30 protein-coding genes are annotated in these 23805 nt (G+C 65.0%); 12 read left to right on the forward strand and 18 right to left on the reverse strand.

Annotated elements, in window-relative coordinates; all coding sequences use genetic code 11:
* Positions 1 to 220 precede the first annotated feature (220 nt).
* The 5 genes from ABWP89_RS07605 to ABWP89_RS07625 all read left to right on the forward strand — a co-directional run bounded on the left by ABWP89_RS07605 (position 221) and on the right by ABWP89_RS07625 (position 4617).
* Positions 221 to 1618: a helix-turn-helix domain-containing protein gene (locus tag ABWP89_RS07605; RefSeq protein ID WP_353228349.1), complete on the forward strand. Its 1398-nt coding sequence runs from the start codon at positions 221 to 223 to the stop codon at positions 1616 to 1618.
* 71 nt (positions 1619 to 1689) lie between these two features.
* Positions 1690 to 2199: a GNAT family N-acetyltransferase gene (locus ABWP89_RS07610; protein WP_353228350.1), complete on the forward strand. Its 510-nt coding sequence runs from the start codon at positions 1690 to 1692 to the stop codon at positions 2197 to 2199.
* Positions 2200 to 2222: 23 nt separating this feature from the next.
* Positions 2223 to 2804 (forward strand): DUF1285 domain-containing protein, encoded by a 582-nt coding sequence (locus ABWP89_RS07615; protein ID WP_353228351.1) that lies wholly within the window; start codon positions 2223 to 2225, stop codon positions 2802 to 2804.
* Positions 2801 to 3421 (forward strand): NUDIX hydrolase, encoded by a 621-nt coding sequence (locus ABWP89_RS07620; RefSeq protein ID WP_353228352.1) that lies wholly within the window; start codon positions 2801 to 2803, stop codon positions 3419 to 3421. The genes ABWP89_RS07615 and ABWP89_RS07620 overlap by 4 nt, the downstream gene beginning before the upstream one ends.
* Positions 3418 to 4617, forward strand: a complete 1200-nt coding sequence (locus ABWP89_RS07625; protein ID WP_353228354.1) for a CCA tRNA nucleotidyltransferase — start codon at positions 3418 to 3420, stop codon at positions 4615 to 4617. The genes ABWP89_RS07620 and ABWP89_RS07625 overlap by 4 nt, the downstream gene beginning before the upstream one ends.
* Here ABWP89_RS07625 and ABWP89_RS07630 read toward each other — a convergent pair.
* The 15 genes from ABWP89_RS07630 to hisB all read right to left on the reverse strand — a co-directional run bounded on the left by ABWP89_RS07630 (position 4614) and on the right by hisB (position 14835).
* On the reverse strand, positions 4614 to 5462 hold the full coding sequence (locus ABWP89_RS07630) for a S1C family serine protease (protein ID WP_502915259.1): 849 nt from the start codon (positions 5460 to 5462) through the stop codon (positions 4614 to 4616). The two genes, ABWP89_RS07625 and ABWP89_RS07630, sit on opposite strands and share 4 nt — an antisense overlap.
* A 2-nt stretch (positions 5463 to 5464) precedes the next feature.
* Complete coding sequence (locus ABWP89_RS07635) at positions 5465 to 6013, reverse strand: J domain-containing protein (protein WP_353228355.1); 549 nt, start codon at positions 6011 to 6013, stop codon at positions 5465 to 5467.
* Between the two features lie 89 nt (positions 6014 to 6102).
* Entirely contained in the window at positions 6103 to 6642 is a 540-nt protein-coding gene (gene pal / locus ABWP89_RS07640; RefSeq protein WP_353228356.1) for a peptidoglycan-associated lipoprotein Pal, read from the reverse strand.
* A 91-nt stretch (positions 6643 to 6733) separates the two neighbouring features.
* Positions 6734 to 8095, reverse strand: coding sequence for a Tol-Pal system beta propeller repeat protein TolB (tolB, locus tag ABWP89_RS07645; RefSeq protein ID WP_502915261.1), 1362 nt, complete (start codon positions 8093 to 8095; stop codon positions 6734 to 6736).
* A 206-nt stretch (positions 8096 to 8301) separates the two neighbouring features.
* On the reverse strand, positions 8302 to 9237 hold the full coding sequence (gene tolA, locus ABWP89_RS07650; RefSeq protein WP_353228359.1) for a cell envelope integrity protein TolA: 936 nt from the start codon (positions 9235 to 9237) through the stop codon (positions 8302 to 8304).
* 11 nt (positions 9238 to 9248) lie between these two features.
* The gene (locus ABWP89_RS07655; protein WP_502915262.1) at positions 9249 to 9698 is read right to left on the reverse strand and encodes an ExbD/TolR family protein; all 450 of its coding nucleotides are present in this window, start codon (positions 9696 to 9698) and stop codon (positions 9249 to 9251) included.
* A gap of 6 nt (positions 9699 to 9704) precedes the next feature.
* Positions 9705 to 10406, reverse strand: a complete 702-nt coding sequence (gene tolQ / locus ABWP89_RS07660) for a protein TolQ (RefSeq protein WP_353228449.1) — start codon at positions 10404 to 10406, stop codon at positions 9705 to 9707.
* Between the two features lie 2 nt (positions 10407 to 10408).
* Complete coding sequence (locus ABWP89_RS07665) at positions 10409 to 10891, reverse strand: YbgC/FadM family acyl-CoA thioesterase (protein WP_353228451.1); 483 nt, start codon at positions 10889 to 10891, stop codon at positions 10409 to 10411.
* Positions 10892 to 10966: 75 nt separating this feature from the next.
* On the reverse strand, positions 10967 to 11344 hold the full coding sequence (locus tag ABWP89_RS07670; protein ID WP_353228361.1) for a histidine triad nucleotide-binding protein: 378 nt from the start codon (positions 11342 to 11344) through the stop codon (positions 10967 to 10969).
* Positions 11345 to 11346: 2 nt separating this feature from the next.
* Complete coding sequence (locus tag ABWP89_RS07675) at positions 11347 to 11670, reverse strand: phosphoribosyl-ATP diphosphatase (protein WP_353228363.1); 324 nt, start codon at positions 11668 to 11670, stop codon at positions 11347 to 11349.
* A gap of 63 nt (positions 11671 to 11733) precedes the next feature.
* Positions 11734 to 11913 (reverse strand): hypothetical protein, encoded by a 180-nt coding sequence (locus tag ABWP89_RS07680; RefSeq protein WP_353228365.1) that lies wholly within the window; start codon positions 11911 to 11913, stop codon positions 11734 to 11736.
* A 92-nt stretch (positions 11914 to 12005) separates the two neighbouring features.
* Positions 12006 to 12767, reverse strand: coding sequence for an imidazole glycerol phosphate synthase subunit HisF (gene hisF, locus ABWP89_RS07685; RefSeq protein ID WP_353228366.1), 762 nt, complete (start codon positions 12765 to 12767; stop codon positions 12006 to 12008).
* Between the two features lie 10 nt (positions 12768 to 12777).
* Positions 12778 to 13506 (reverse strand): 1-(5-phosphoribosyl)-5-[(5-phosphoribosylamino)methylideneamino]imidazole-4-carboxamide isomerase, encoded by a 729-nt coding sequence (gene hisA, locus ABWP89_RS07690; RefSeq protein ID WP_353228368.1) that lies wholly within the window; start codon positions 13504 to 13506, stop codon positions 12778 to 12780.
* A gap of 125 nt (positions 13507 to 13631) precedes the next feature.
* Complete coding sequence (gene hisH, locus ABWP89_RS07695) at positions 13632 to 14249, reverse strand: imidazole glycerol phosphate synthase subunit HisH (RefSeq protein ID WP_353228369.1); 618 nt, start codon at positions 14247 to 14249, stop codon at positions 13632 to 13634.
* On the reverse strand, positions 14242 to 14835 hold the full coding sequence (gene hisB / locus ABWP89_RS07700; protein WP_353228371.1) for an imidazoleglycerol-phosphate dehydratase HisB: 594 nt from the start codon (positions 14833 to 14835) through the stop codon (positions 14242 to 14244). Before hisB ends, hisH begins: the two co-directional genes overlap by 8 nt.
* A gap of 130 nt (positions 14836 to 14965) precedes the next feature.
* Between hisB and ABWP89_RS07705 the strand changes: the two genes are divergently transcribed.
* From ABWP89_RS07705 to ABWP89_RS07720, 4 genes are read left to right on the forward strand one after another with little or no spacing between them, the layout of a single operon-like run.
* Positions 14966 to 15451 (forward strand): SspB family protein, encoded by a 486-nt coding sequence (locus ABWP89_RS07705; protein WP_353228372.1) that lies wholly within the window; start codon positions 14966 to 14968, stop codon positions 15449 to 15451.
* 37 nt (positions 15452 to 15488) lie between these two features.
* Positions 15489 to 15878: a hypothetical protein gene (locus ABWP89_RS07710; protein WP_353228373.1), complete on the forward strand. Its 390-nt coding sequence runs from the start codon at positions 15489 to 15491 to the stop codon at positions 15876 to 15878.
* A gap of 4 nt (positions 15879 to 15882) precedes the next feature.
* A complete protein-coding gene (gene gmk / locus ABWP89_RS07715) occupies positions 15883 to 16545 on the forward strand; it encodes a guanylate kinase (protein WP_353228375.1) in 663 nt (220 codons plus the stop codon).
* A 5-nt stretch (positions 16546 to 16550) separates the two neighbouring features.
* Positions 16551 to 17438 carry a metallophosphoesterase gene (locus ABWP89_RS07720; protein ID WP_353228376.1) on the forward strand — a complete coding sequence of 296 codons (888 nt, stop codon included), beginning with the start codon at positions 16551 to 16553 and terminating at the stop codon, positions 17436 to 17438.
* Here the strand turns inward: ABWP89_RS07720 and ABWP89_RS07725 are convergent.
* The 3 genes from ABWP89_RS07725 to ABWP89_RS07735 all read right to left on the reverse strand — a co-directional run bounded on the left by ABWP89_RS07725 (position 17432) and on the right by ABWP89_RS07735 (position 20746).
* Complete coding sequence (locus tag ABWP89_RS07725) at positions 17432 to 18235, reverse strand: SDR family oxidoreductase (protein ID WP_353228378.1); 804 nt, start codon at positions 18233 to 18235, stop codon at positions 17432 to 17434. The genes ABWP89_RS07720 and ABWP89_RS07725 overlap by 7 nt on opposite strands.
* A 10-nt stretch (positions 18236 to 18245) precedes the next feature.
* A complete protein-coding gene (locus tag ABWP89_RS07730; protein ID WP_353228379.1) occupies positions 18246 to 19385 on the reverse strand; it encodes an acyl-CoA dehydrogenase family protein in 1140 nt (379 codons plus the stop codon).
* A 197-nt stretch (positions 19386 to 19582) separates the two neighbouring features.
* Positions 19583 to 20746, reverse strand: coding sequence for an acyl-CoA dehydrogenase family protein (locus tag ABWP89_RS07735; RefSeq protein WP_353228380.1), 1164 nt, complete (start codon positions 20744 to 20746; stop codon positions 19583 to 19585).
* A 305-nt stretch (positions 20747 to 21051) separates the two neighbouring features.
* Here ABWP89_RS07735 and ABWP89_RS07740 point away from each other — a divergent pair, with 305 nt between their 5' ends.
* The 3 genes from ABWP89_RS07740 (at position 21052) to ABWP89_RS07750 (ending at position 23791) form a co-directional block, all read left to right on the forward strand.
* On the forward strand, positions 21052 to 21798 hold the full coding sequence (locus ABWP89_RS07740) for a bacteriorhodopsin-like (RefSeq protein ID WP_353228382.1): 747 nt from the start codon (positions 21052 to 21054) through the stop codon (positions 21796 to 21798).
* Positions 21798 to 22814, forward strand: a complete 1017-nt coding sequence (locus ABWP89_RS07745; protein WP_353228383.1) for a beta-carotene 15,15'-dioxygenase, Brp/Blh family — start codon at positions 21798 to 21800, stop codon at positions 22812 to 22814. The genes ABWP89_RS07740 and ABWP89_RS07745 overlap by 1 nt, the downstream gene beginning before the upstream one ends.
* 89 nt (positions 22815 to 22903) lie before the next feature.
* A complete protein-coding gene (locus ABWP89_RS07750) occupies positions 22904 to 23791 on the forward strand; it encodes an SDR family NAD(P)-dependent oxidoreductase (RefSeq protein WP_353228385.1) in 888 nt (295 codons plus the stop codon).
* Positions 23792 to 23805: the final 14 nt, after the last annotated feature.

A 23805-nucleotide genomic window follows, 5' to 3' on the forward strand; every position in this document is an offset into this window, starting at 1 on the left:
TCCTGATAGCCAAGCGCAACGCGGGCTTACCCGGCTGCTGCTGCACCGCACCTAGGCCGCGCCACGGCAGTGCGGGAGTCCCCGCGAAGTCTTGTTGTCAAACTTTACAAAAAATGCTTGTACAGTTGTGCAGTTCTGGACCCCTCAGCGATTTCAAGCCGGATGGCATCATCCGGCGGCCCGGAAATCGCGGTAAAACAATGACGCTGGAGACCACCCGATGGCCGATGCCCGCCCGCTCTATCTTGGCCCGCGCATCAAACGCCTGCGCCGCGAACTGGGGCTGACCCAGGCGGCAATGGCCGATGACCTGGCGGTTTCCCCCAGCTACGTCGCGCTGATCGAACGCAACCAGCGGCCATTGACGGCAGACCTGCTGCTGCGGCTGGCGCGCACCTACAAGCTGGACATGAGCGAACTGGCCGCGGACGAGCGCGATGATTACGCGCATCGGCTGACCGTGATGCTGAAGGACCCGATCTTTGCCGAAATCGACCTGACCACGCTGGAAGTGGCCGATATCGCCACCAGCTTTCCCGGCGTGGCAGAGGCGATGTTGCGGTTGCACACCGCCTATGCGCGTGAACAGCAGGCGCTGGCCGGCCTGCGCGAAGGCGGCGGCGGGGGTGATCCGGCGGCCGATGCGGTGGGCGATGCGCGGCGCTTTCTGGCGCAATCGCGCAACCATTTCCCCCTGCTCGACAGCGCGGCAGAGACACTGGCCGATGACATCGCCCGCGCCGGCGGGCAGATCGACTGGTTGCGCCAGCAGGGCGTGCGCGTGCGGTTTTTGCCGGGTGAGGTGATGATGGGCGCACTGCGGCGCTATGACCGGCATGGCGAACAATTGCTGATCGACGACACGCTGACGGCCAGCGCGCGGCAATGGCAGATCGCGCTGCACATCACCTATACCGCGCTGCGCGCACAGATCGCCGATCTGGTGCGCGGCCAAAGCTTTGTCAGCCATACCGCAGCGGAATTGGTGCGGCGCGCGCTGGCCGGCTATGGCGCGGCGGCGATGATCATGCCCTATGACCGGTTTGCCCGCGCGGCAGAGGCGCGGCGCTATGACATTACCGCGCTGGCCGGGCTGTTTGGCGTCGGGTTTGAACAGGCGGCCCACCGGCTGACCACGCTGGGGCGCAGCGGGCAATCTGCCGTGCCGTTCTTTTTCATCCGCGTCGATGCCGCCGGCAATGTCTCAAAACGGCTGGATGGTGCGGGCTTTCCGTTTGCCGCGCATGGTGGCGGATGCCCGCTATGGACATTGCACACCGCATTCCGCTTTCCCGGCGAAATCCTGACGCAATGGCTGGAACTGCCCGATGGACAGCGGTTTTTTTCGGTCGTGCGCACGGTCACCAGCGGCGGTGGGGCCTATGACCGCCCCAGCGCCATGCGCGCGATCGCGCTGGTCTGCGCCGCCGAACATGCCGACCGGCTGATCTATGCACAGGCGCCGCAAACGCCACCGGCAACCACCCCGATCGGCATGACCTGCCGGCTGTGCAACCGCGCCGAATGCACCGCCCGCGCCGAACCGCCACTGGGCCGCGAAATCCTGCCCGACGATTACCGGCGGGTCGCGGCACCGTTTGCCTTTGCCGAAAGCTGATATGGTTGCGGTGTGCGGGCTTCACCGCTACCGCCGCCAACCAGTTCACTGTTCCGGAAAGTCCCGCACCCTTGTCCACGATCATTCCGCTTGCCGATGTCGATCCCGCGCTGGTGGAAACGCTGCTCGATGCGGCGTTCGAACCGGCGCGGCACCAGCGCACTGCCTATAAAGTGCGCGAAGGGATGGAATGGCTGCCCGGTCTGTCGTTTGCGGTGGTCGATGGCGAAGACATGCTGGCGGGCACAATTCAGTGCTGGCCGGTCGCGCTGACCGATCCCGAGGGCCGCGCGCATCCGATGATCATGGTCGGCCCGGTGGCGGTGCTGCCCGCGCAACAGGGGCTGGGCTATGGCCAGGCGCTGGTGCACGCGGCGCTGACCGCGATCGACCCGCGCGCGCCACTGCCACAGGTGATGATCGGCGATCCCGATTATTACGGCCGGTTTTTCGGATTTGCCAACACGCACACCGGTGGCTGGCAATTGCCGGGGCCGTTCGAACCGCACCGCCTGCTGTGCCGCACCGCCAATCCGCTGATCTTGCCCCAACAGGGCATGCTGGGCCCTTGGCGACGGTGATCTGATCTGGCAGGGCATTCGGCATGCCCTATGAACCCCCGCCCGATCTTGCGTCACTCAGCCTGGCCGAACTGGCCCAGGCGGTCGCCGCGCGACGGCTGCCGGCGGTGGACCAGTGGACGCCCGCGCAGACCGGCGACAGCCTGATGCGGATTGCCGCCGATGGCCGGTGGTTTCACGATGGCGGGGTGATTTCGCGCCCGGCGATGGTGCGCGCGTTTTCCGCGCTGCTCACGCGCGATGACACCGGCCAGCACTATCTGGTCACGCCGTTTGAAAAACTGACGATCGCGGTCGATGATGCGGCGTTCGTGGCCACCGACATGTCGCTGCGCCACGACGATACCGGCGCAGACGTGCTGGCGTTCCGGCTTAACACCGATGACATCGTGCTGGCGGGGCCAGACCATACCTTGCGCGTCGCGGGCACGCCCGATGTGCCCGCGTTTTATCTCGGTGTGCGCCACGGTACAGAGGCGCGGTTGAACCGCAGCACTTATGCGCAATTGATCGATCACGCGCTGACCCGGTCGGCGCCCGATGCGCTGCAGGTGGTCAGCGGGGGTGAACGGTTCGCGCTGATCCCGGCGGCGCAGACCGCATGACCGACGCGCTGTTCGACCGGTTGGCGCATCTGCATGCGCATGGCCACGCGCAGGACAGTATTCCGCCGTGGCGCGACTGGCGATCCCCGCCTGGCATGGCGATCAGGCCCGCGGCGGTGCTGGTGGCGGTCACCGACCGGCCTGGCCATCCCGATGGCCCCGGGGTGCTGATGATCCAGCGCCCGACCACCATGCGCGCGCATCCCGGGCAGGCCGCGTTTCCCGGCGGCAAGATCGACGCGGGCGAAACCCCGATCGAGGCGGCGCTGCGCGAAGCACACGAAGAACTGGGCATCGATCCCGCGCAAGTACGCGTGGTGGGCGCAACCGACCTGTTCCGCACCGGCACCGGCTATGACGTCACCCCGGTGCTGGCGGTGGTGCCGGGCGATATCGCGATCACCCCCAATCCGGGCGAAGTGGCGCAATGGTTCGAACCCCCGTTCGGGTACATTCTGGATGCCGCCAACCAGACGCGCCAGCAGGCCGAATGGCGGGGGAACGCCGGCGAATATATCGAAATCCTGTGGTCGGGGCATCGCATCTGGGGCGTGACCGGCGGGATCATTGCCAATCTGGCGCATCGCATCGCCTGGCACAGCAGCAACGCGGGATGACCGCGCTGCCGACGATCCTGCCTTTGGCCGAATGGACCCGGCGTGCCGATCTGGCCGCACTGGTCGACGTGCTGGACCCCGCAGGCGAAGGCGTGTGCCGCTGGGTTGGCGGGGCGGTGCGCGACACGCTGGCGGGGGTGGCGGTAAAGGATTTTGACATGGCCACCAGCCTGTTGCCCGATGTGGTCATGGCGCGGCTGAAGGCCGGCGGCATCCGCGTGGTACCGACCGGGCTGGCGCATGGCACGGTAACCGCGGTCACGCCTGGCGGGCCGGTGGAAATCACCACGCTTCGCCGCGATGTTTCAACCGATGGCCGCCATGCCACGGTCGCGTTTTCCAGCGACTGGCACGAGGATGCCGCGCGGCGGGATTTCACCATCAACGCGATGTATGCCGACCCGCGTACCCTGGCGATTACCGATTTCTTTGACGGGCGCGGCGATCTCGTATCACGCCGCGTGCGGTTTATCGGCGATGCAGAGGCGCGCATCCGCGAAGATTACCTTCGCATCCTGCGCTATTTCCGGTTCCAGGCCCGCTATGGCGCGCTGCCCGCCGATCCCGTGGCCGAGGCGGCCTGCGCCGTGCTGGCGCCGGGGCTGAAAGGCCTGTCGCGCGAACGCGTGGGGTGGGAATTGATGCGACTGCTGGCCCATCCCGATCCCGCCCCGACCGTGGCGCGGATGACAGAGCTGGGCGTGCTGGCGCAGATCCTGCCCGAAGCGGTGGACCCGACCGCCCTGCCCCGGCTGATCGCGGCCGAGCTGCGCGAAGGCCAGGGGCCCGATCCGCTGCGGCGCTTGTCTGCGCTGCTGCCCGCCGATCCGGCATTGGCCGAAGCGGTCGCGGCGCGGCTGCGGCTGTCGCTGGCGCAACGCAAACGGCTAAGCCTGGCAGCGGGGCGTGAGGGTGAACCCGGCGATGCGCGCGCGCTGGCCTATCGCCTGGGCATGACCGAGGCCACCGACCGCCTGTTGCTGGCCGGCGCATCGTGCGCGCCATTGGCAGACTGGACCGCGCCAGCGTTTCCACTGAAGGGCGGCGCGATTGTCGCGCGCGGGATCAAGGTCGGGCCCGATGTCGCGCGGCTGCTGCGCGCGGTAGAGGATCGCTGGATCGCCGAAGGGTTTCCCGATGCGGCACGGGTGGAACGCCTGCTCGACGCAGCCATCGCCGGCCATCAGCCCGGTTAATTCGCGGCGATGATCTGCGATACCGTGTCCATGATGGTGTCGACCGGCACGGCAAAGCCAATCCCCGCCGACGCGCCCGACGGGCTGTAGATCGATGTGTTCATGCCGATCAGCCGTCCGCTTGAATCAAGCAGCGGCCCGCCCGAATTGCCCGGATTGATCGCCGCATCGGTCTGGATCAGGTGCTGCACTGCGCCGCCACTACCCCCCTCACCGCCATTTTCGCCACGCAACGACCGGTCCAGCGCCGACACGATCCCGCTGGTCAGTGTCCAGTCCAGCCCGAACGGATTGCCGATGGCAAACACCTTTTGCCCCACTTTCAGATCACGACTGGTGCCGATCGGGATCGGTGGCGGGCGGCGGAACGCGACCCCGATTTTCAGCACCGCGATATCGTGATCGGGGCTGGTGCCGACCAGGCTGGCGCGAAATTTGCGACCATCCGCCAGCCGGATGGTCGCCTCTGACGCGCCCTGAATCACGTGAAAATTGGTCAGCACATGGCCAGCATCATCCCATATGATCCCCGATCCGGTGCCGCGCGGCACGGCATAGACATTCTGTGACCAGACATCCTCCACCAGTTGAGACGTGGAAATCGACACCACCGATCCGCGCGCGTTTTCAAACAGGCGGATCGTTGCCTGTTCGTCGCTGGCAAGGTCGCCGCGCGGCGTAACGGTGCGGGGGCCGGTTGCGCCGGTGCCGGCCAGCCAGGCATCGATGCGGGGCAGCGCCTGCCACAGCACCATCAATGCCGCGATACACAACGCCAACGTGACGATCCGCCCCGCTCCCGCTGCACGCACTGTCTTGCCCGGCCCGCTTCCCGGCTCGATCATCGTCAGGCCTCCGTCTGAAAACCCTTCCAGCTGCGGCGCTCTTCGGCGGCACGCAGGACTTCATAGGCCAGTTGCAGGCGCTGGAATTCGGTTGCCGCGGCGGCGTCGCCAGGGCGCACATCGGGGTGGACCAGCTTGGCGCGGGTGCGCCACGCCTTGCGCACGGCGTCAAAATCGGCGTCGGTGTCCAGTTCCAGCACTTCGAGCGCGCGCATTTCATCGCGGCTGCGGCTGCCATCGCCCGACCCGCCCCATTCGGCCCAGCCCGACTGGCGATAGCCAGAGGTCTGGTCGCGTTCGGCGTGTTCGCGCTGCGCCGCCTCTTCCTTGTCCAGCCCTTCGAAATAGTTCCACCCGGCGTTGTATTCGGCCGCGTGCGTGGTGCAGAAATACCAGCGTTCGGGCGAATTGGGGGATTTTGGCGCAGGGCAATTGCCCGGCTCACCACAACCGGAACGGTCGCACATCCGCAACGGCTTTGCATCACGCCCGGTGCCATAGCCACGCCAGCGCGGGAATCCCCAATCATTCGTTCGTGTTGCGCGCGTCATGTCATGAACCCAAGCCCATGCCGGGGGCAAAGGTCAAGCGTGCGAGCGTGCGCATGGGATAAAATGCGCACGCCCCGCCGCAAATCCGGTTAGTTAATGGTAATCGTCACCGCACGGCGGTTGCGAGCCCAGGCCGCCTCATCCGACCCGAGCGCCACCGGGCGTTCTTTGCCATAGCTGACGGTGCTGACCCGGCCGGCATCGACGCCCAGCCCAACCAGATAGTTCTTGGCCGCATTGGCGCGGCGTTCGCCCAGCGCCAGGTTGTATTCGCGCGTGCCGCGTTCGTCGCAGTGGCCTTCGATAGTGACCGACCGGTTGGGATAACGCGCCAGCCATTGTGCCTGGCTGCGCAGGATACCCTGGCTTTCACCATCGATGATGTACTTGTCGGTTTCGAAATGCACGGTGTCGGAAATTACCGAGGCCAGGAAATCGGCCTGGCTGCCGGGCACCGGGCCGATCGGCTGCGGCTGCGGCGGCAGCGGCGGGGCTTCGCGCGTGGTGGTGCTGGCGGCAACCGGCTGCGGCGGCAATTCCTTGGGAGTGCTGGCACAGCCGGCAAGGCCCATGCTGGCGGCAAGCAGCGACACAGTGGCGGCGCGGACAATAAGGCGGTGGCGGGGCATAAGGTCAGCTCCTTAGGACGGTACCGGTAAAGTGCATTGGTCCGGGGTGAATTTCAAATGGAAAGCGTGAAAATTACTGCATCGCACAATATTACGGCAGTACCGGGCCCCATGACGGATCAGACGCATCGACCGGGGTTTTCAACCGGCGTTCGTTGCGCCCGGTCAGATCGACCTGCCAGATGCCGGTGCGGCCGCTGTTGCGCTCGGTCCGGAAAAACTGGATGATCCGGCCGTTGGGCGACCAGGTCGGTGCCTCATCCTGCCAACTGTCGGTCAGATAATGCAAATTGTGGCCATCGGGGTCCATCACCGCGATGCGCAGATTGCCGCAGATACAGGTAAACGCGATCTGATCACCGCGCGGGCTCCATTCCGGGGTGGCCGCGCGACCACCGAAAAAGCTGATGCGGCGTTGTCCGGTGCCGTCGGCATTCATCTGGTACACCTGCTGGGTGCCCGAACGATCGCTTTCAAACACGATCTTGCGGCCATCGGGTGAATAGCTGCCGCCGACGTTGATCCCCGGCACATTGGTCAGCCGCACCGATTCGCCGCCGGTGGCGGGCACGCGATAGATGTCGGTATTGCCGGCCAGCGCCATCGAATAGAGGATGTATTTGCCATCGGGCGACCAGCGCGGGGCAAACGTCGGCCCTTTGGCAATGGTCACCAGCCGCTGTTGGCCGGTGCCGACATCATAGACATAGATGCGCGGGCGCCCGTCAACATAGCTGAGATAGGCGATCTGGCGGTAATCGGGTGAATAGCGCGGAGTCAGCGCGGTGGCCTGGCCATTGGTAACAAAGCGGTGGTTGGCGCCATCCGAATCCATGATCGCCAATTGTTTGCGGCGATGATCCTTGGGCCCGGTTTCGGCGATATAGGCGATTTTGGAATCAAAGAACGGGCTTTCCCCCGACAGCCGCGCATAGACCATATCGGCACATTTGTGGGCGGCGCGGCGCCATTCTTCGGGTTTGACGACATAGCCCTGGCGCATCAGTTCCTGCCCCAGCGCGACGTCATACAAATAGCAGCCAACCGTCAGCCGGCCATCGGCGCCGCCCTTTACAAACCCCTGCACCAGCATTTCGGCCGATCGCGCGCGCCAGCCGGCAAACGCCGGCGCGGCGACTTCGGCATAGCCGATCCCGGGCAGCGCATCGGGCCCGGTGGGTTTGAACAGCCCGTTGTTTTTCAAATCGCCATAGACCACGCGCGCCAGATTGCGGCCCAGCGCCTCGGTATTGCCGCCCTCGGCGCTGGTCGCCACCGGCTGGTTGGTGGGAAATGTCGGGATGGCAATGCCCAGATCGCGCCACGCGCTGTCGTCGGTGACCGACCCGGTCAAGACCTCCTGTTCCTGCGCCGGGGCGGAAGCGGCGGGTGCTGGCTGTGCTTGCGCAAAGGCGAGCGGTGGTGCGATCAGCGTGGCCAAGGTCACAGCCAGCCACGCGACCGCAAATCCCGGCTTGGCCCTCCCCCTGCAGGGGGAGGGTTGGGTGGGGGTGTGCGACGCCGATGTGATGCGCGACAATTCGCGCGTCGGACACCCCTCCCCAACCCCTTCCCTGAGGGGAGGGGCGATGGCGGCGGGCGGCATATGCCGATCTGTGAAAACGGGCTGGTCAGAGAATGTCATGATTCGGCCCTATCCTATTGCGATGTCGTGCGATCGAAACGGAACTGAAATTTACGATACTGGTTATAGACCTGCGCCGGCAGTTTGAAAGGTGTAGCCTGCCGGATAGCCTTTATCGCCAGTTCGATATGGCGCTGTGCCTGTGCACGATTGGCATCGTTGACGCCGGTTTGCGATGACAATTCAGGCTGTTCCGCAAGATTGCCATCCGGGTTCAGCACAAAGGTGATCACCGTCACCAGTTTTTCCGCGTCCGCCCCCTGCGGGACCGCCCAATGCGGCTTGATCTGTTTTGAAATCGCGCTGCGCACATCTGCGGCGGATATTTGCGCGACTTTGTCACCGGGAGAAACCTTGTCGGTGCCCGGGCTGGTCGCCCCGGCGATACCGGCCAGGAATTTGTCGTCGATCTTGCTGCCACCGGTCGGTCTGGCGGGCGCCGGATGCGCGTGGGGCTCCCCGCCCGCAGGCTTTGCAACCGGTTTGGCCGCTGCCTTGGGGGTGGGCTTCACCTCGGGCTTTGTCTCGGGCTTGGGCAATGGCTTGGGCACCGGTTTGGGTACAGGCTTTGGCACTGGCACGGGCTTTGGCACCTGCTTTGGCACGGGCGCTGGCACCGGTTTGGGCACCGGCGCCGGCTTTGGCACGGGTTTGGGCACAACCACCGGTTCGGGCACGGGCGGCGCCACCGGCTCGGGCTTGTCGGCCGGCGGCGGTTCCCCCAGCGTGGGCGCCAGATCGGGCTGGACTTGCGCATCGGGCTTGGGCGATGCGGACTGGTCGGCGATGGCGGGCGCAAACGATACCACCATGCGTTGCGGCGGCGGTTCCGGATGACGGCCCAGTGGCGACAGCGTCAGCGCCACGATCACCGCGGCATGCGCGGCCACCGCGACAAACAGGCCCAGCCCGTCTTCGCGCGAAAACCCGGATGGCGGAGCGTGATCCATCGCCGGCGGCCCTATGGCGCTTCTACTGAACCGTTGGTGACCAGCGAAATCGATTTGAACCCGGCCGCGTTCAGTTCGCCCATCACCGCGATCACTTTGCCGTAATCCAGATGCTGATCGGCGCGCAAGGTTACCACCGGCAGTGTGGCCCCGGCATCGCGCACCACCGATGCCAGGCGGTCGCCCATCTCACCAGGCGCAAGTTCCTCATTGTCCAGGAACACCCGCCCGGCGCCGTCCATGCTGATGGTGATCGCGTGCGGTTCCTCTTTCAGCGCTTCGGCTTTGCTGTCGGGCAGATCGATCGGCACCCCGGCGGTCAGCATCGGCGCGGTGACCATGAAAATGATCAGCAGCACCAGCATGACATCGACCAGCGGGGTTACGTTCATATCCGACATCGGCGCGGCCCGGCCCCGCCCGCGCCGCCGGCGCCCGCCGCGCCCCGATGCTGTGGCCATGGCCACCTATTGTTCCAGTTCGCGGCTGAGCGTGGCGTGAAAGCGGTCGGCAAAGCGGAACAGCCCGGATTCAAACCCGTTCACCCGGTGCGAAAAGCGGTTGTAGGCAACCACCGCCGGGATCGCCGCGGCCAGGCCGATCGCGGTCGCAAACAGCGCCTCGGAAATTCCCGGCGCGACCACCGCCAGCGATGAATTCTGCAACGCGCCGATGCGGAAAAAACTGTCCATCACGCCCCAGACTGTGCCGAACAGGCCGACAAACGGCGCGACCGTGCCCACCGTTGCCAGAAAGTTCAGCCGGGCCGCCAACCGGTCGGTTTCCTCCGTTACCGCGCCGTCCATCGCGGTCGCCAGCCGTTGCCGCGTGCCATCGCGGTCGATGGTCTTGCCCGCGGTCGACCGCCGCCATTCGGCCAGTGCAGCGGCGACCACGCGCGCGGTCGGGATGTCGCGCTTGCCCTGTTCCTTTTGAAAAGCGTCGATATCGCGCGCGGTCCAGAACGCCTCTTCATATTTGCGGCAGGCGCGCGTGATCATGCCCATTTTCACGACAAAGCCGATGATGATCATCCACACCCACACCGATGCCAGCAACAGCCCGCCCATCACTGCCTCTACCACCACGTCGGCGTGCAGGAACAATTCTACGGGATTGAGCCGGATCGGCGCACCGATCGCGCCGGCGGCAAGCAGGGGAAGCAGCATGGTCAAGTGTTCGGTCCTTGGTCGGATGGGATCGGGGACAAGTCAGCGTCGATCAGCGCACGAAAGGCATCGACCCACGCGGGCGGTTGCCGGCGCGGTCGGCCGGTGGGGGCGACAAATGCGACGCGCAACGTGGCGGTACACAACAGCTGATCATCGCGCCACGCCTCTTGCGCCAACCGGCAGGTGGCGGGCGTGACCGCGATCACCCGGCTGACCAGCAGCACCGCATCATCCAGCCGTGCGGGGGCAATATAGCGCAAGGTCATGTCGGTCACCGCATAGGCCCCGTTTCCGGCATCATGCGCACCGCGCTGGTCGATCCCGGCTGAACGCAGCATGTCCGACCGCGCGCGTTCGAACCAGCGCAAATAATTGGCGTGATAGACCACGCCCGACAGATCGGTATCTTCAAAATAGACCCGCACCGCAAACAGGTGCCGCGTGCCGTCGAAACAGCCGCCAGGCGGAAGGGGGGCGTGCATCATCACTTACTAGCCGGTCGGGGCAAGTCAGGGCAAGCTTGCCTTAACCAAGACGTGTGCAATTGCGAAAAAAGATCAGCGCGCCAGCATCGGTCCCAGCGGGCGACCGGCAAATATATGCACATGCAGATGCGGCACTTCCTGGTGGCTGTCGGTGCCGGTGTTGGCCAGCAGGCGATAGCCCGGCGCGACCAGCCCGGCGCTGCGCGCGACCTGCCCCACCGCGCGGACAAAACCGGCAATTTCGGCATCGCCGGCGTGGTGCGAAAAATCGTCCCAGCTGACATAGGCGCCCTTGGGAATGACCAGGATGTGCGTCGGCGCCTGCGGGTTGATGTCGTGAAACGCCAGCGCCCAGTCGTCTTCATAAACCTTGCGCGCGGGGATTTCGCCGCGCAGGATTTTGGCAAACACGTTCTGATCGTCATAGGCCTGCGTTGCATCAACCGCCATGATCACGCGCTCCTGCTGGCTTTTTCATCGATCCCCGACATGCCTTCACGCCGGGCCAGTTCGGCCAGCACCGCGCCGATCGGCACGTCGCGCGCGCCCAGCAGCACCAGCAGGTGGAATAGCAGATCCGCCGCTTCGCCGGTCAGTTCGGCCGCGTCGCCGGTCAGCGCGGCAATCACCGTTTCGGTCGCCTCTTCGCCCACCTTCTGCGCGATCTTGCCCAGCCCTTTGGCGTGCAGCCGCGCGACATAGCTGGCATCGGGATCACCCCCACGCCGGGCGGCGATCACCTGTTCAAGCCGGGAAAGGATAGCGGCATGGTCCATGGACACGCGCCATGAAGGGCGCGCATTGTTGCGTCAAGCCCAATCCGGCCGGGGTTTGTGCTCTTAATCCCGGTGCTTGGCCACGTGCCGGCCGATCATCAGCCCGGCCACACCCAGCGCCAGCAGCGCGATTGCGGCGGGTTCATCCACCGCGGTTCCGCCGCCCGCAACCGGATTGGCCAGCAGCGGCGATCCCGCAAGCGCGAACAAGGCAGCCAGCCATGATGAAGGGCGCAAGGTCATGCCGCCCCATAGGCGCAAAGGAATGATTCGCAAAGGAAGCTTAACGCGTCGTCCCGAAAGGATACGCACAGGCGGACTCCCGTTAACGCCACTTAGCCGCGCGCGGGCAATCCGGCTGCGCGCAGTGCAGCATGCGCGTCGGCGATCGCATGGGTGCCGAAATGAAAGATCGATGCCGCCAGCACTGCGCTGGCATGCCCATGGATGACGCCGGCGACCAGGTGATCCAGCGTGCCGACCCCGCCGCTGGCGATCACCGGCACCGGCACCGCATCGGCGATCATCCGCGTCAGTTCCAGATCATAGCCACCTTTCGTGCCGTCACCATCCATTGATGTGACCAGCAATTCGCCCGCGCCCAGTTCGGCCAGCCGCACGGCATGGGCCAGCGCATCGATGCCAGTGGACTGGCGCCCGCCATGGGTAAAGATTTCCCAGCGCCCTGCCCCGGTGCGCCGCGCATCGACCGACCCGACCACGCATTGTGCTCCGAATTTTTCGGCAATGTCGCGCACCAGTTCTGGGCGTGCGACCGCGGCGGAATTGACCGCGACTTTGTCCGCGCCGGCCAGCAGCAGCGCGCGCGCATCGGCCACAGTGCGCACCCCGCCGCCCACTGTCAGCGGCATGAAGCATACCTCGGCAGTGCGCGCGACGACATCGAGCAAGGTACCGCGCCCTTCGTGGGTGGCGGAAATATCCAGGAAACACAGCTCGTCCGCGCCGGCCGCATCATAGGCGCGCGCCTGTTCGACCGGATCGCCGGCATCGCGCAGATCGACAAAGTTCACGCCCTTGACCACGCGGCCATTGGCGACATCAAGACAGGGGATAACGCGGATGCGGACGGTCATGGCGTTGCAATCAGGCCTTTTCGGCGATGGCGATGGCGGCGCCCAGATCCAGCCGCCCGTCATACAGCGCGCGGCCGGTAATCACCCCTTCGATACCGTCAACCTCGTGGATTTTCAGCATGCGGATATCGTCGAGCCCCTTCACGCCGCCGCTGGCGATGACCGGCAGGCGCGTTGCCCGGGCCAGGTCAAGCGTGGCTTCGATATTGCAGCCCTTCAGCAGGCCGTCGCGGCCCACATCGGTAAACAGGATCGCGGCGACCCCGGCGTCTTCGAACCGGCGCGCCATGTCGGCGACCGCCACGTCCGACACTTCGGCCCAACCGTGCGTGGCGACCATACCGTCGCGCGCATCGACCGCCACGACAATGCCGCCCGGATAGGCGCCCGCCATATCGCGCACAAATTGCGGATCATTGAGCGCGGCGGTGCCGATCACCACGCGCGACACGCCCAGATCAAACCAGCCATCGACCGCAACACTGTTGCGGATGCCGCCGCCAAGCTGGACATGCCCCGGAAAGGCTTCAAGAATGCCTTCAACCGCCGCACGGTTGCGCGCCTCACCCGCAAACGCACCATCCAGATCGACCACGTGCAAATGCTGGCTGCCGGCCTGCGCAAACAGGCGTGCCTGGTGCGCCGGATCATCGCCATAGACGGTGGCGCGGGCCATATCGCCCTCTGCCAGCCGGACAACCTGGCCGCCCTTGAGATCAATGGCGGGAAAAACGATCATGATTCAGGCTTTCGTTGCACAGAGTGAAAAGCGCCACCCACCACCCCGCACCCCCGGCCCAGCCGCCCATTGAAGGTACCCTGTGGGCGGCTGGGCCGGGGGTGCGGGGGTGGTGGGTGGCACGATCAAGGCTTCCACGCGAGGAAACGCGCCAGCAGCGACAGGCCGTACTGCTGGCTCTTTTCGGGATGGAACTGCACCCCCAGCACGGTGTCGCGCGCGACCGCCGCCACCAGCCCGCCGCCGTGGTCGGTCATCGCCGCGATATCGGCGCCGGCATCGGGCACAAAGTGATAGGAATGCAGAAAATAGGCCTCACCCGGCTCGATCAGGGCGTTGCGGTGCGGCGCGACATCGTTCCAGCCCATGTGCGGCACCTTGATCGCGGAATCGGTCACCGGGATCTGCCGCACTTCGCCGCCAATCCAGTCGAGCCCGTCGGTGGTGCCGAATTCGATCCCGCGCGTGGCCAGCAATTGCATGCCGACACAGATGCCCAGAAACGGCGCGGCACCGACCTGGACCCGTTCGGTCATCGCCTCAACCAGCCCGGGAACCCCGCGCAAAGCCTGTATACAGGCGCGAAAGGCGCCGACGCCAGGCAGCACGATGCGATCAGCGGCGCGCACCACGGTGGGATCGGCGGTAACCACCACGCCCTCTGCGCCGGCCGCGCGCAGAGCATTGGCCACTGACCGCAGATTGCCCGCGCCATAATCGATCAGCGCGGTAACCTCAGCCACCCAGCTGACCCTTGGTCGATGGTACGGCATCGCCCTTGCGCGGGTCGATCGCCACGGCGGCGCGCATGGCGCGGGCCACGCCCTTGAAGATGCCTTCGATAATATGGTGGTTGTTGCTGCCATACAGGTTGGCAATGTGCAGCGTGATGCCCGCCGCCTGCGCCAGCGAGGCAAACCAGTGTTCGAACAGTTCGGTATCCATTTCGCCCAGCCGCGGCTGCGTGAACGCGGCCTGCCAGACCAGCACCGGGCGGCCCGAAATATCCAGCGCCACGCGGGCCAGCGCCTCATCCATCGGGGCATGCACGTCGCCATAGCGGGCGATGCCTTTTTTGTCGCCCAGCGCCTGGTGGATCGCCTGCCCCAGCGCGATCGCGCTGTCTTCGGTGGTGTGGTGCTGATCCACGTGCAGATCGCCGCGCACGCGCAAAGCCACATCGATCAGCGAATGCCGGCTGAACTGTTCAATCATGTGATCGAGAAAGCCGATCCCGGTCGACACGTCATAGCGGCCGGTACCGTCAAGGTTGACCGTGACGGCAATATCGGTTTCGGCGGTGGTGCGGGCGATGGTGGCGGTGCGCATGGGGTAACGCCTATAGGCAAAGGAACCGGCAAATCAATCGGGTGTGTAATGGGGTAACCCGTCTGCGCAGTATGGCGAATATCTGCAATCGGTGCTTGACCCTTGGCCCTGGCGGCGTCATTTCGTGGCCATGACCGACGCCCCTGACAGCCTGATCCCCTATGACGAAATCGTGCAGGAGGCGCTGCGCGCGGTCGTCGGCCGTGTGCTGGGCCAGGTTGAGGCAGGTGGCGGCGTGCTGCCCGGCAACCACCATTTCTATATTACGTTCAAGACCGGCGCGCCGGCAGTATCGATCCCGGTGCGGCTGAAGGAACGGTTTCCCGACGAAATGACCATCGTCCTGCAGAACAAGTTCTGGGATCTGAAGGTTACCGACAGCGGGTTCAGCGTCGGACTGTCGTTCAACCAGGTGCCGACCACGCTGGTGGTGCCGTTCAGCGCGATCACCGCGTTTGTCGATCCGGCGGTCGATTTCGGGCTGCAGTTCCAGGCCGCGCACGATCTGGACGATGACATTCCCGACAACGCCGAAAACGACAGCCCCGAAACTCCGGCCGCGGTCGCCGATGACGGGTCGAACGTGGTCACCATCGATTTCGGGCGCAAGAAATAGATTGCTTCGGGCGGCCAACCGGCAAAAGGCACCGTGCATGGCAATATTTCGCAAAAAACCGGGCAAGACCCCCAATACCGCGGCCCCCGATGACAATCCGGCGCCGGTGATACCCCCGATTTTGGGGATGGTAATGGCCGATGCCGTGCTGCGCGCAGGGCAGAACCTGTTGCAGCGCGGGGTCGAACACGGGCTGTTGGGCGGCAGGCCGGTCAAACAGGCGCGGTCGTTTCGCGGCAGTACCGTTGCCGAAATGGTGGTCGGCACGATCCTGACGCAAGTCGCGCGCCGGTCGGTGCCGGGTGCCATTCTGGTAACCGGCGGGCTGATCGCCAAGACTTTGCGCGACCGGCGCCGGGCGAAGGCCGCGGCAGCGGCCGAAGCCACAGCGGCCAAACCCGCGCCATCATCGGACAAGCCGGACTGATCCGATGACCGAAGGCACCCCGCAATCCCCCGCTGCCCACGATTCGCTGCACCGGCGCGGGCTGATGTTCATCCTGTCGTCGCCATCGGGCGCCGGCAAAACCACCATCGCGCGCAAACTGCTGCTGGCCGAACCCGACCTTGGCCTGTCGGTATCGGCCACCACCCGCCCGATTCGTGCCGGCGAAGTCGATGGCCGCGATTACCATTTCATTACACAACACGCGTTCGACGCGATGGTTGAGGCCGGTGAATTTTACGAATGGGCGCGGGTGTTCGGCAATTGTTATGGCACGCCCAAGGGCCAGATCCGTTCCGGGTTAAAGCTTGGCCGCGACTATCTGTTCGATATCGACTGGCAGGGCACGCAGCAGCTGCACCAAAAGGCCGAGGCCGACGTGGTCCGCGTGTTCATCCTGCCCCCCAGCCTGGATGAACTGCGCCGCCGGCTGGAAGGGCGCGGTACCGACAGTGCAGAGGTGATTGCCGCGCGCATGGCCCGTGCGCAGGCCGAAATCAGCCATTGGGATGGCTATGACTATGTCGTTGTCAACGACGATGTCGAAACCTGTTTTGGCAAAGTGCAGCAGATCCTGGCCGCCGAACGGATGTCACGCCGCCGCCAGACCGGGCTGATCGATTTTGTCCGCGAACTGACGCGCGGATAGGCGTGATGGCAAGGTTTGCGCATCGTTCGCGCCCGCTGCGGCGGCGCCATCTGGCTGTCAGGGTGGCAGCGCTGCTGGTGCTGGCGCTGGCCGGGTTGGCTGGGTGGGGCCTGATCATGGCGCGGTCCGATCCGGTGGTGCGGCGGGTCACGCTGATCGTCGATGGATTCCCGCGCGGCACGCCGCCGCTGCGGCTGGCGCTGGTGTCCGACATCCATGTGGGCAACTGGGCCATGCCGGCCAGCCGGCTGGAACGGATTGTTGACCAGATCAACGCGCAAGCCCCCGATGCTGTGCTTATCGCAGGTGATCTGGTCAATGGCGGCGTACCCGACAGCAAGCGGTTCAATGCAGAGGCGTTTGTGGCGCCACTGTCGCGGCTGCAGGCACCGTTGGGCGTCTGGGCATCGCTGGGCAACCACGACGTGGATACCCGCCCCCGCGAAGTCACCGCAGCGCTGACCCGCGCGCATGCCCATGTGCTGTCCAACCGCGCGGTCCGGCTGGGGCCGATCACGCTGATCGGGCAAGAATACGATCATCTGCTTCGGCCGATCGCGCCACGAATCATGGCCAGCGCGATCGAACTGGGCGGGGTGCCGGTGCTGATGAGCCATGCCCCGCCCGACCCGCACGCAGTTCCCGCTGGCGTCGCGCTGGTGCTGGCCGGGCATACCCATTGCGGGCAGATACTGCTCGGGCCGTGGGACAATTCGTGGGACCCATTTTCCGGAGAGCGGCGCTTTGATCCGCGCTTTCGCTGCGGCCTGGTGCACACCCCGCATTACACCATCGTGATTGGCGCCGGGCTGGGCGCGGCATCAGAAATACCGTTGCGGATCAACGCGCCGCCCGATGTGTGGATGATTACGCTGGTCCCGCGTGATCAGTGACCGGTCGGATCGATAAAGTCGCTCGGGATCCAGCCGTTGACGATGCCGCCATCGATCGGCAGCGGGGTGCCGACGATATAATCGCCCGCCCGGCTGGCCAGATAGATCGCCCCGCCGGCCATATCCTCGATCGTGCCGACGCGGCGTGACGGAATGCCTTGCGCCGATTTTTCCGGCGCGTTTTTGGCCGCCTTGTTCATTTCCGACGGGAACGCGCCGGGGCAGATGCAGCTGGCGACCACATTGTCGCGGATCAGCCGCGCCGCCATGCGTTTGGTCAGGTGGATTACCGCCGCTTTTGACGCCTGATACGAATACGTTTCCCACGGATTGATGCGCAGGCCATCGATCGACGCGATGTTGATCACTTTGGCCGGGCGGTCTTCGCTGGCCGCCGCCTTCAGCATCGGCAACAGTTTCTGAGTCAGGAAAAACGGGGTTTTGACATTCAGGTTCATCACCTTGTCCCACCCCATTTCGGGAAAGTCTTCAAATTCCGCGCCCCAGGCCACGCCGGCATTGTTGACCAGAATGTCGAGCCGGGTTTCGCGCGTGGCCAGATCCTCAACCAGTGCTTCGATCCCGGCAGTGGTGGAAATGTCACCGGGCAGCGCGATGCAGCGTGACCCCAGGCGTGCGGCGGTTTCGGCCACCACTTCGGCCTTGCGCGCGGTCACATAGACGCGTTCGCACCCGGCATCGAGGAACCCTTCGGCAATCATCGCGCCGATCCCGCGTGACCCGCCGGTAACCACGGCAACGCGGCCTTCAAGGCTGAAAAGTTTGGAAAAATCCATTGTACTGTCCTCAATAACCGGAAAGCGTGGCGACGCGGTCGGCGTGATAGCTGGCATCGCCCAGGAATTCGGCAAGCGCGCGGTCGCGCTTCATATACAGGCCGATATCGTATTCATCGGTCATCCCCACGCCGCCGTGCATCTGCACGCCTTCGCGCACCGCCAGGTTGGTCGCGCGGCTGGCCTTGGCCTTGGCCACCGACACCATCACATCGGCCTGTGATGATCCGCCATCGAGCAATTGCTGTGCCTTGATCACCGCCGCATCGGCGATTTCCAGTTCGGAATAGAGGTGCGCGGCACGGTGCTGCAGCCCCTGAAATTCGCCAATCAGGCGCCCGAACTGCTTGCGCGTCTTCAGATAGGCGGTGGTGATCGCAAACGCCCCGCTGCCCACCCCGGTCAGTTCCGCCGCCGCGCCGACCCGCCCGGCCGCCAACAGCGCGTTGAGCAGTGCGCGGCCACCATCGATGGCGCCGATCACCGCCCCGCCATCGACTTCCACTCCGTCAAACCGCACGTGGCTGGCGATCGCGCTGTCGACCAGCCGCACCGCGTTGTGGCCGATCCCTGCGGCATCGCGCGGCACGGCAAACAGCGTGATGCCGTCGTCATCGCCGTCGCTGCCGGCCGTGCGCGCGGCCACGATCAGCGCATCGGCACTGGGCCCGTGCACCACAAAGCTTTTCACGCCGGTCAGGCGAAAACCGTTGCCGGCCTTTTCCGCGCGAAGGCCGATGCGTTCGGGGCGGTGTTTGGCGCCCTCGTCCAATGCCAGCGCCAGCACGGTGTCGCCCGCCAGAATCCCTGGCAAATAGCGCCCCTTGATATCGTCGGACCCGTGCACCAGCGCGCTGGCGCCGATCACCGCGGTCGACAGGAACGGCGACGGTGTCAGGTTGCGGCCCACCTCGCGCAGCACGATCCCGGCCTCGACATGGCCCAGCCCCAGCCCGCCATCGGCCTCTGGCACCAGAATCCCGGTCAGGCCCATTTCGGCAAACTGTTTCCACAGCGCGGGATCGTATCCTGCCGCATCGCCGGCATCGCGCAGGCTGCGCAACTGCGGCTTTATCGCGCCATGTTCACCGATAAAGCCGGTAACGGTATCGGCCAGCATGGCCTGGTCTTCGGTATGGTAGAGCGGCATTGGTCCCTCCGCTGAAATGGCTTGATCGATCTGTTGTCGAAGTCGGCACCGGCCTGCTCCCCCACCCGACCGCCCTACGACAGTACCCTATGGGTGGTCGGCTCCTCAGCGAAAACGTCCCCCGGACGTTTTCGTGTTCTTCGTCGCGGGGAGCGGGCCGGTGCCGACTTCCCGACACGTTAGTGTCGGGCAAAGACTTACGCGCCGGGCAGATCCAGGATGCGTTTGGAAATCACGTTGAGCATGACTTCGCTGGTGCCGCCCTCGATCGAATTGGCCTTGGTGCGCAGCCAGTTGCGCGATGGCGCCCCGCCGCGTGTGGCGGCGCTGTCCCATTCCAGCGCGGTCGATCCACCGGCAGCCATCAGCAATTCGTGGCGGCGCTTGTTCAGTTCGGTCCCGGCGTATTTCATCATGTTGGGCTGGGCGGGATGCGCCTTGCCCACTTTGGCCTCATCCAGAAACTTTTCGCCCATCGCCGCAAACGCCAGCGCGTCGATGTCGAACTGCGCCAGATCGGCGCGCAGCACCGGATTGTCGATCCCGCCGTGGCGGTTGACCACCGCGCCGATGGCATTGAGCCGATCACCGCCGCCCGCGCCCGAGATCATTTCGCGTTCATGGCCCAGCAGGTATTTGGCGACATCCCAGCCACGGTTCAGTTCACCGACGATCTGGTGTTTGGGCACCACGACATTGTCGAAAAACGTTTCGCAGAATGGCGAATTGCCGCTGATCAGCTTGATCGGTTTGGTGGTCACGCCGGGCGTGGTCATGTCGAACAGCAAAAAGCTGATGCCCTGGTATTTGTTGGCCTTGTCGGTGCGGACCAGGCAGAAAATCCAGTCGGCCTTGTTAGCATAGCTCGTCCAGATTTTCTGGCCATTGACCACCCAATGGTCGCCCTGATCTTCGCCATAAGTCTGCAACGACACCAGATCGGACCCCGATCCCGGTTCCGAATAGCCCTGGCACCAGCGAATTTCACCACGGGCGATCTGGCCCAGATAATGCACCTTTTGGTCTTCGGTGCCGAATTTCAGCAGCGCCGGGCCCAGCATCCAGATGCCAAAGCTGGACAACGGCAGGCGCGCGCCGGCATGCGCCATTTCCTCGCGCCAGATTTTCGCCTGGGCCGGGCTCATCCCTGCCCCGCCATAGGCTTTGGGCCAGTCGGGCACGGTATAGCCCATGTCCGCGCAGGTTTCGAGCCAGGTCCGTTGCGCCGGCGATTTGAACACGAAATTGCGGCCGCCCCAGCAAATATCGTCCTCATCCTGCACGGGAGCGCGCATTTCGGCGGGGCAATTGGCGTCGATCCAGGCGCGGATTTCCGCGCGAAAAGCTTCCAGGTCAGACATCATCGTTTCCTCTCTTAATCGAGAGGTTAAGGCGGTTCGCGACCGGCTTCAAGCCCGCATTTGCATGGCCGCGTGGTGCGGTTGGGCAGGACCGTTGGTACCCACGCCATGCCGTAGCGTCATGCAGCGCGCCTGATCGTGCAGCCGCCCTGCAACGGCTGGCGAGCAATTTTGCGGTGCAGCAAAAATTTTGCCCCTTAAGGAAGTATGGTTCCCTTAATGCCACATTGTAGATTTGTCGAAAAGCGCCGATCGAGCTTACACCCACATAAGTTTATTTGGAATCATCTTACTGGAGGTCTGTTGTGCAAGGTATAAGTCTGTTTCAATACTCGTTAGTTTACAATGCATTTTCTTTTACCTTTGCCGCTATGGCGGCGACAACACTTTTTCTTTGGATAAGCAGGAATGATGTTGCGGCGCCATATCGCACTGCAGTCACGATTTCTGGTATCGTTACATTCATTGCCGCATATCATTATTTGCGCATTTTTAACAGCTGGGAGGCGGCATTCGATGTAAGGAATGGCATCGTTCAGGCAACCGGCTATGCCTTTAATGACGCCTATCGCTACGTTGACTGGCTGCTGACTGTACCACTGTTGCTGGTTGAACTGATTTTGGTCATGCGGCTTGATCAGAAAGAAACCACCAACAAGGCGCTGACGCTCGGGTTTGCCGCCGCGCTGATGATCGTGCTGGGCTACCCCGGTGAAATCGCCACCGACATTCCGACTCGCGCGCTGTGGGGCACGCTGTCGGCTATCCCGTTTGTCTATATTGTGTGGCAGCTGTTCAGCGGCCTGGGCGCGTCTATCGATCGTCAGCCCGAAGCGGCACGCGGTCTGGTCAAACAGGCCCGTCTGCTGACGTTTGCCAGTTGGGGGTTCTACCCGATCGTGTACATGGCACCGTATGTGCATCTGAGCGGGGCGGACGCCACGACGACGATCCAGGTCGGTTATACTTTGGCTGACTTGATCGCCAAGGCCGTGGTCGGCGTGCTGATTTTCAACATCGCCAAGCGCAAATCGAACATCGAAGCTGCCTGATGCAGCGTGCTACCCGCACCGGCGCCACTACCGGCGACGGCGTTGATGGCACCACTACGCGCACCTGGCCGGCACCCGCCGGTCAGGTGCGCACGTCGTTCTGGCTTCTGGCCGGGGCGGCAATGCTGTGTGGTGCGGCTGCGCAAGAGGGATGGTGGCCGGCATTGGCCAGCCCGGTGGTGACTGGCGCGGTGGCGGTCATGCTGATTGGCGGGTTGCCGCATGGCGCCTGCGATCTGTCGCTGGCGGCGGGCGCACTGCGCCTGGGTAGCCGCGATCTGGCGCTGGTGCTGGTGCTCTATCTGGCCGTGGCGGCCGCGATGGCGCTGCTGTGGGTGGTGGCGCCGGTGGCCGCGTTGGTCCTGTTTCTGGGGCTGGCGGGGGTTCATTTCGGCGAAGACTGGACCATGCTGCCGCCGGGCCTGCTGCGAGCGATGGCCGGCATGGCAGTGATTGCCACGGCGGCGCTGGGCCAGCCGACGCAGGTTGCGGCGCTGTTCACCGCGATGACGGGTTCGGGTCTTGGCGTGCCGATCGCGCGCTGGGCGGCCGCGGCGGCGCCGGTGACCGGGCTGGTCACGCTGGTCGGGCTAATGCTGGCGTGGCGTGACGGGCACTGCCGCTGGGTGGTGGCGCAGGTGGTCAGCTATGCCGGGCTGCTGGTGCTGCCGCCGCTGCTGGGATTTTGCGTGTTCTTCGCCGGGCTGCATGCGCCACTGCACTGGCACACCGTGATGCACCGGCTGCAGCACCGCAATCCCGCGCTGGTGCGGGCCGAAGGCGGCGCGCTGACCACGCTGACCCTGGCGGTGTGGCTGGTGGCGCTGATGACGGGCGGGCGGTGGATGCACCTGGCCAGCGGCGGGCTGCCGCTGGGGGCAGAGGCATTCCGGTTGCTGTCGATCGTGGCCGCGCCACACCTGGCGCTGTCACTGGCAATCGACCGCCGGCTGGCGCGCGATTCGGCGCAGGCCGCGCCCGGATTTGCGCCAATTGCCAAACCGGGCGCGCCGTAGCGTCAATGCAGTTGGCGTTGACGCGCGCCGGTTTGCGCCGCAATCTGCCCTGACAACAACAACGTTTCGGGAAAAGGGTACCAGGCATCATGAGCAGCGACAGAGCCGCCAGCGGCGCACGTTTTGCGGGCAAGACCGTAGTGGTGACCGGCGCCGCATCGGGCATTGGCCGCGCCACCGCGCTGGCCTTCGCCGGTGAAGGCGCGGTGGTCTATGCCGCCGATATCGATGCCGACGGGCTGGCCGCCACAGTTGCCGCATCGAACGGCGAAATCCGCACACAAATCAGCGACGTGACCAACACCGAAGATATCCGCGCGCTGATGGACCGTGCCGCCGCCGAAACCGGCGGGATCGATGTGGTGTTCAACAACGCCGGCGCGGGCGGTGATCGCGCGCCCATCGACGAAATCGAACCGGCCGGGTGGGACCGCACGATGGACCTGCTGTTGCGTTCGGTCGCGTTCGGCATCCGTTACGCCGTGCCGCACATGAAGGGGCGCGAATCGACGCGGACCGGCGGTGCGGCGATCATCAACACATCATCGGTGGCGGCGGTCGGCCCCGGCTATTCGCCCAGCGCCTATGCCGTGGCCAAGGGCGGCGTGCTGCACCTGACCAAGATCGCCGCGGCCGATCTGGCCCGCTATGGCATCCGCGTAGCGGCGGTGCAGCCCGGTTTCATCAACACCAACATCTTTACCCGCGCGCTCGAAATCACCGGCGATGCCGAAACCATGGCCAAGGCGGCGATCGCGCAAATGAGCCAGATGGCGCAGCCCGTCGCCCGCGGCGGTCAGCCCGAAGACATTGCCCAGGCCGTGCTGTACCTGGCCAGCGAGGCCGCCGGTTTTGTCACCGGCACATCGCTGATCGTCGATGGCGGGCTGACCATCGGCCCGCGCGACAGCTGGGACCCGAACAGCCCCGGGCTGCTGGAGTCGCTGGAACAGTTTGCGGCCCAACCGGCGGGGTGAAAACTGCAGCGCGG

Source organism: Novosphingobium sp. (assembly GCF_040398825.1).
In the GTDB taxonomy this organism is placed as follows: Bacteria; Pseudomonadota; Alphaproteobacteria; order Sphingomonadales; family Sphingomonadaceae; genus Novosphingobium.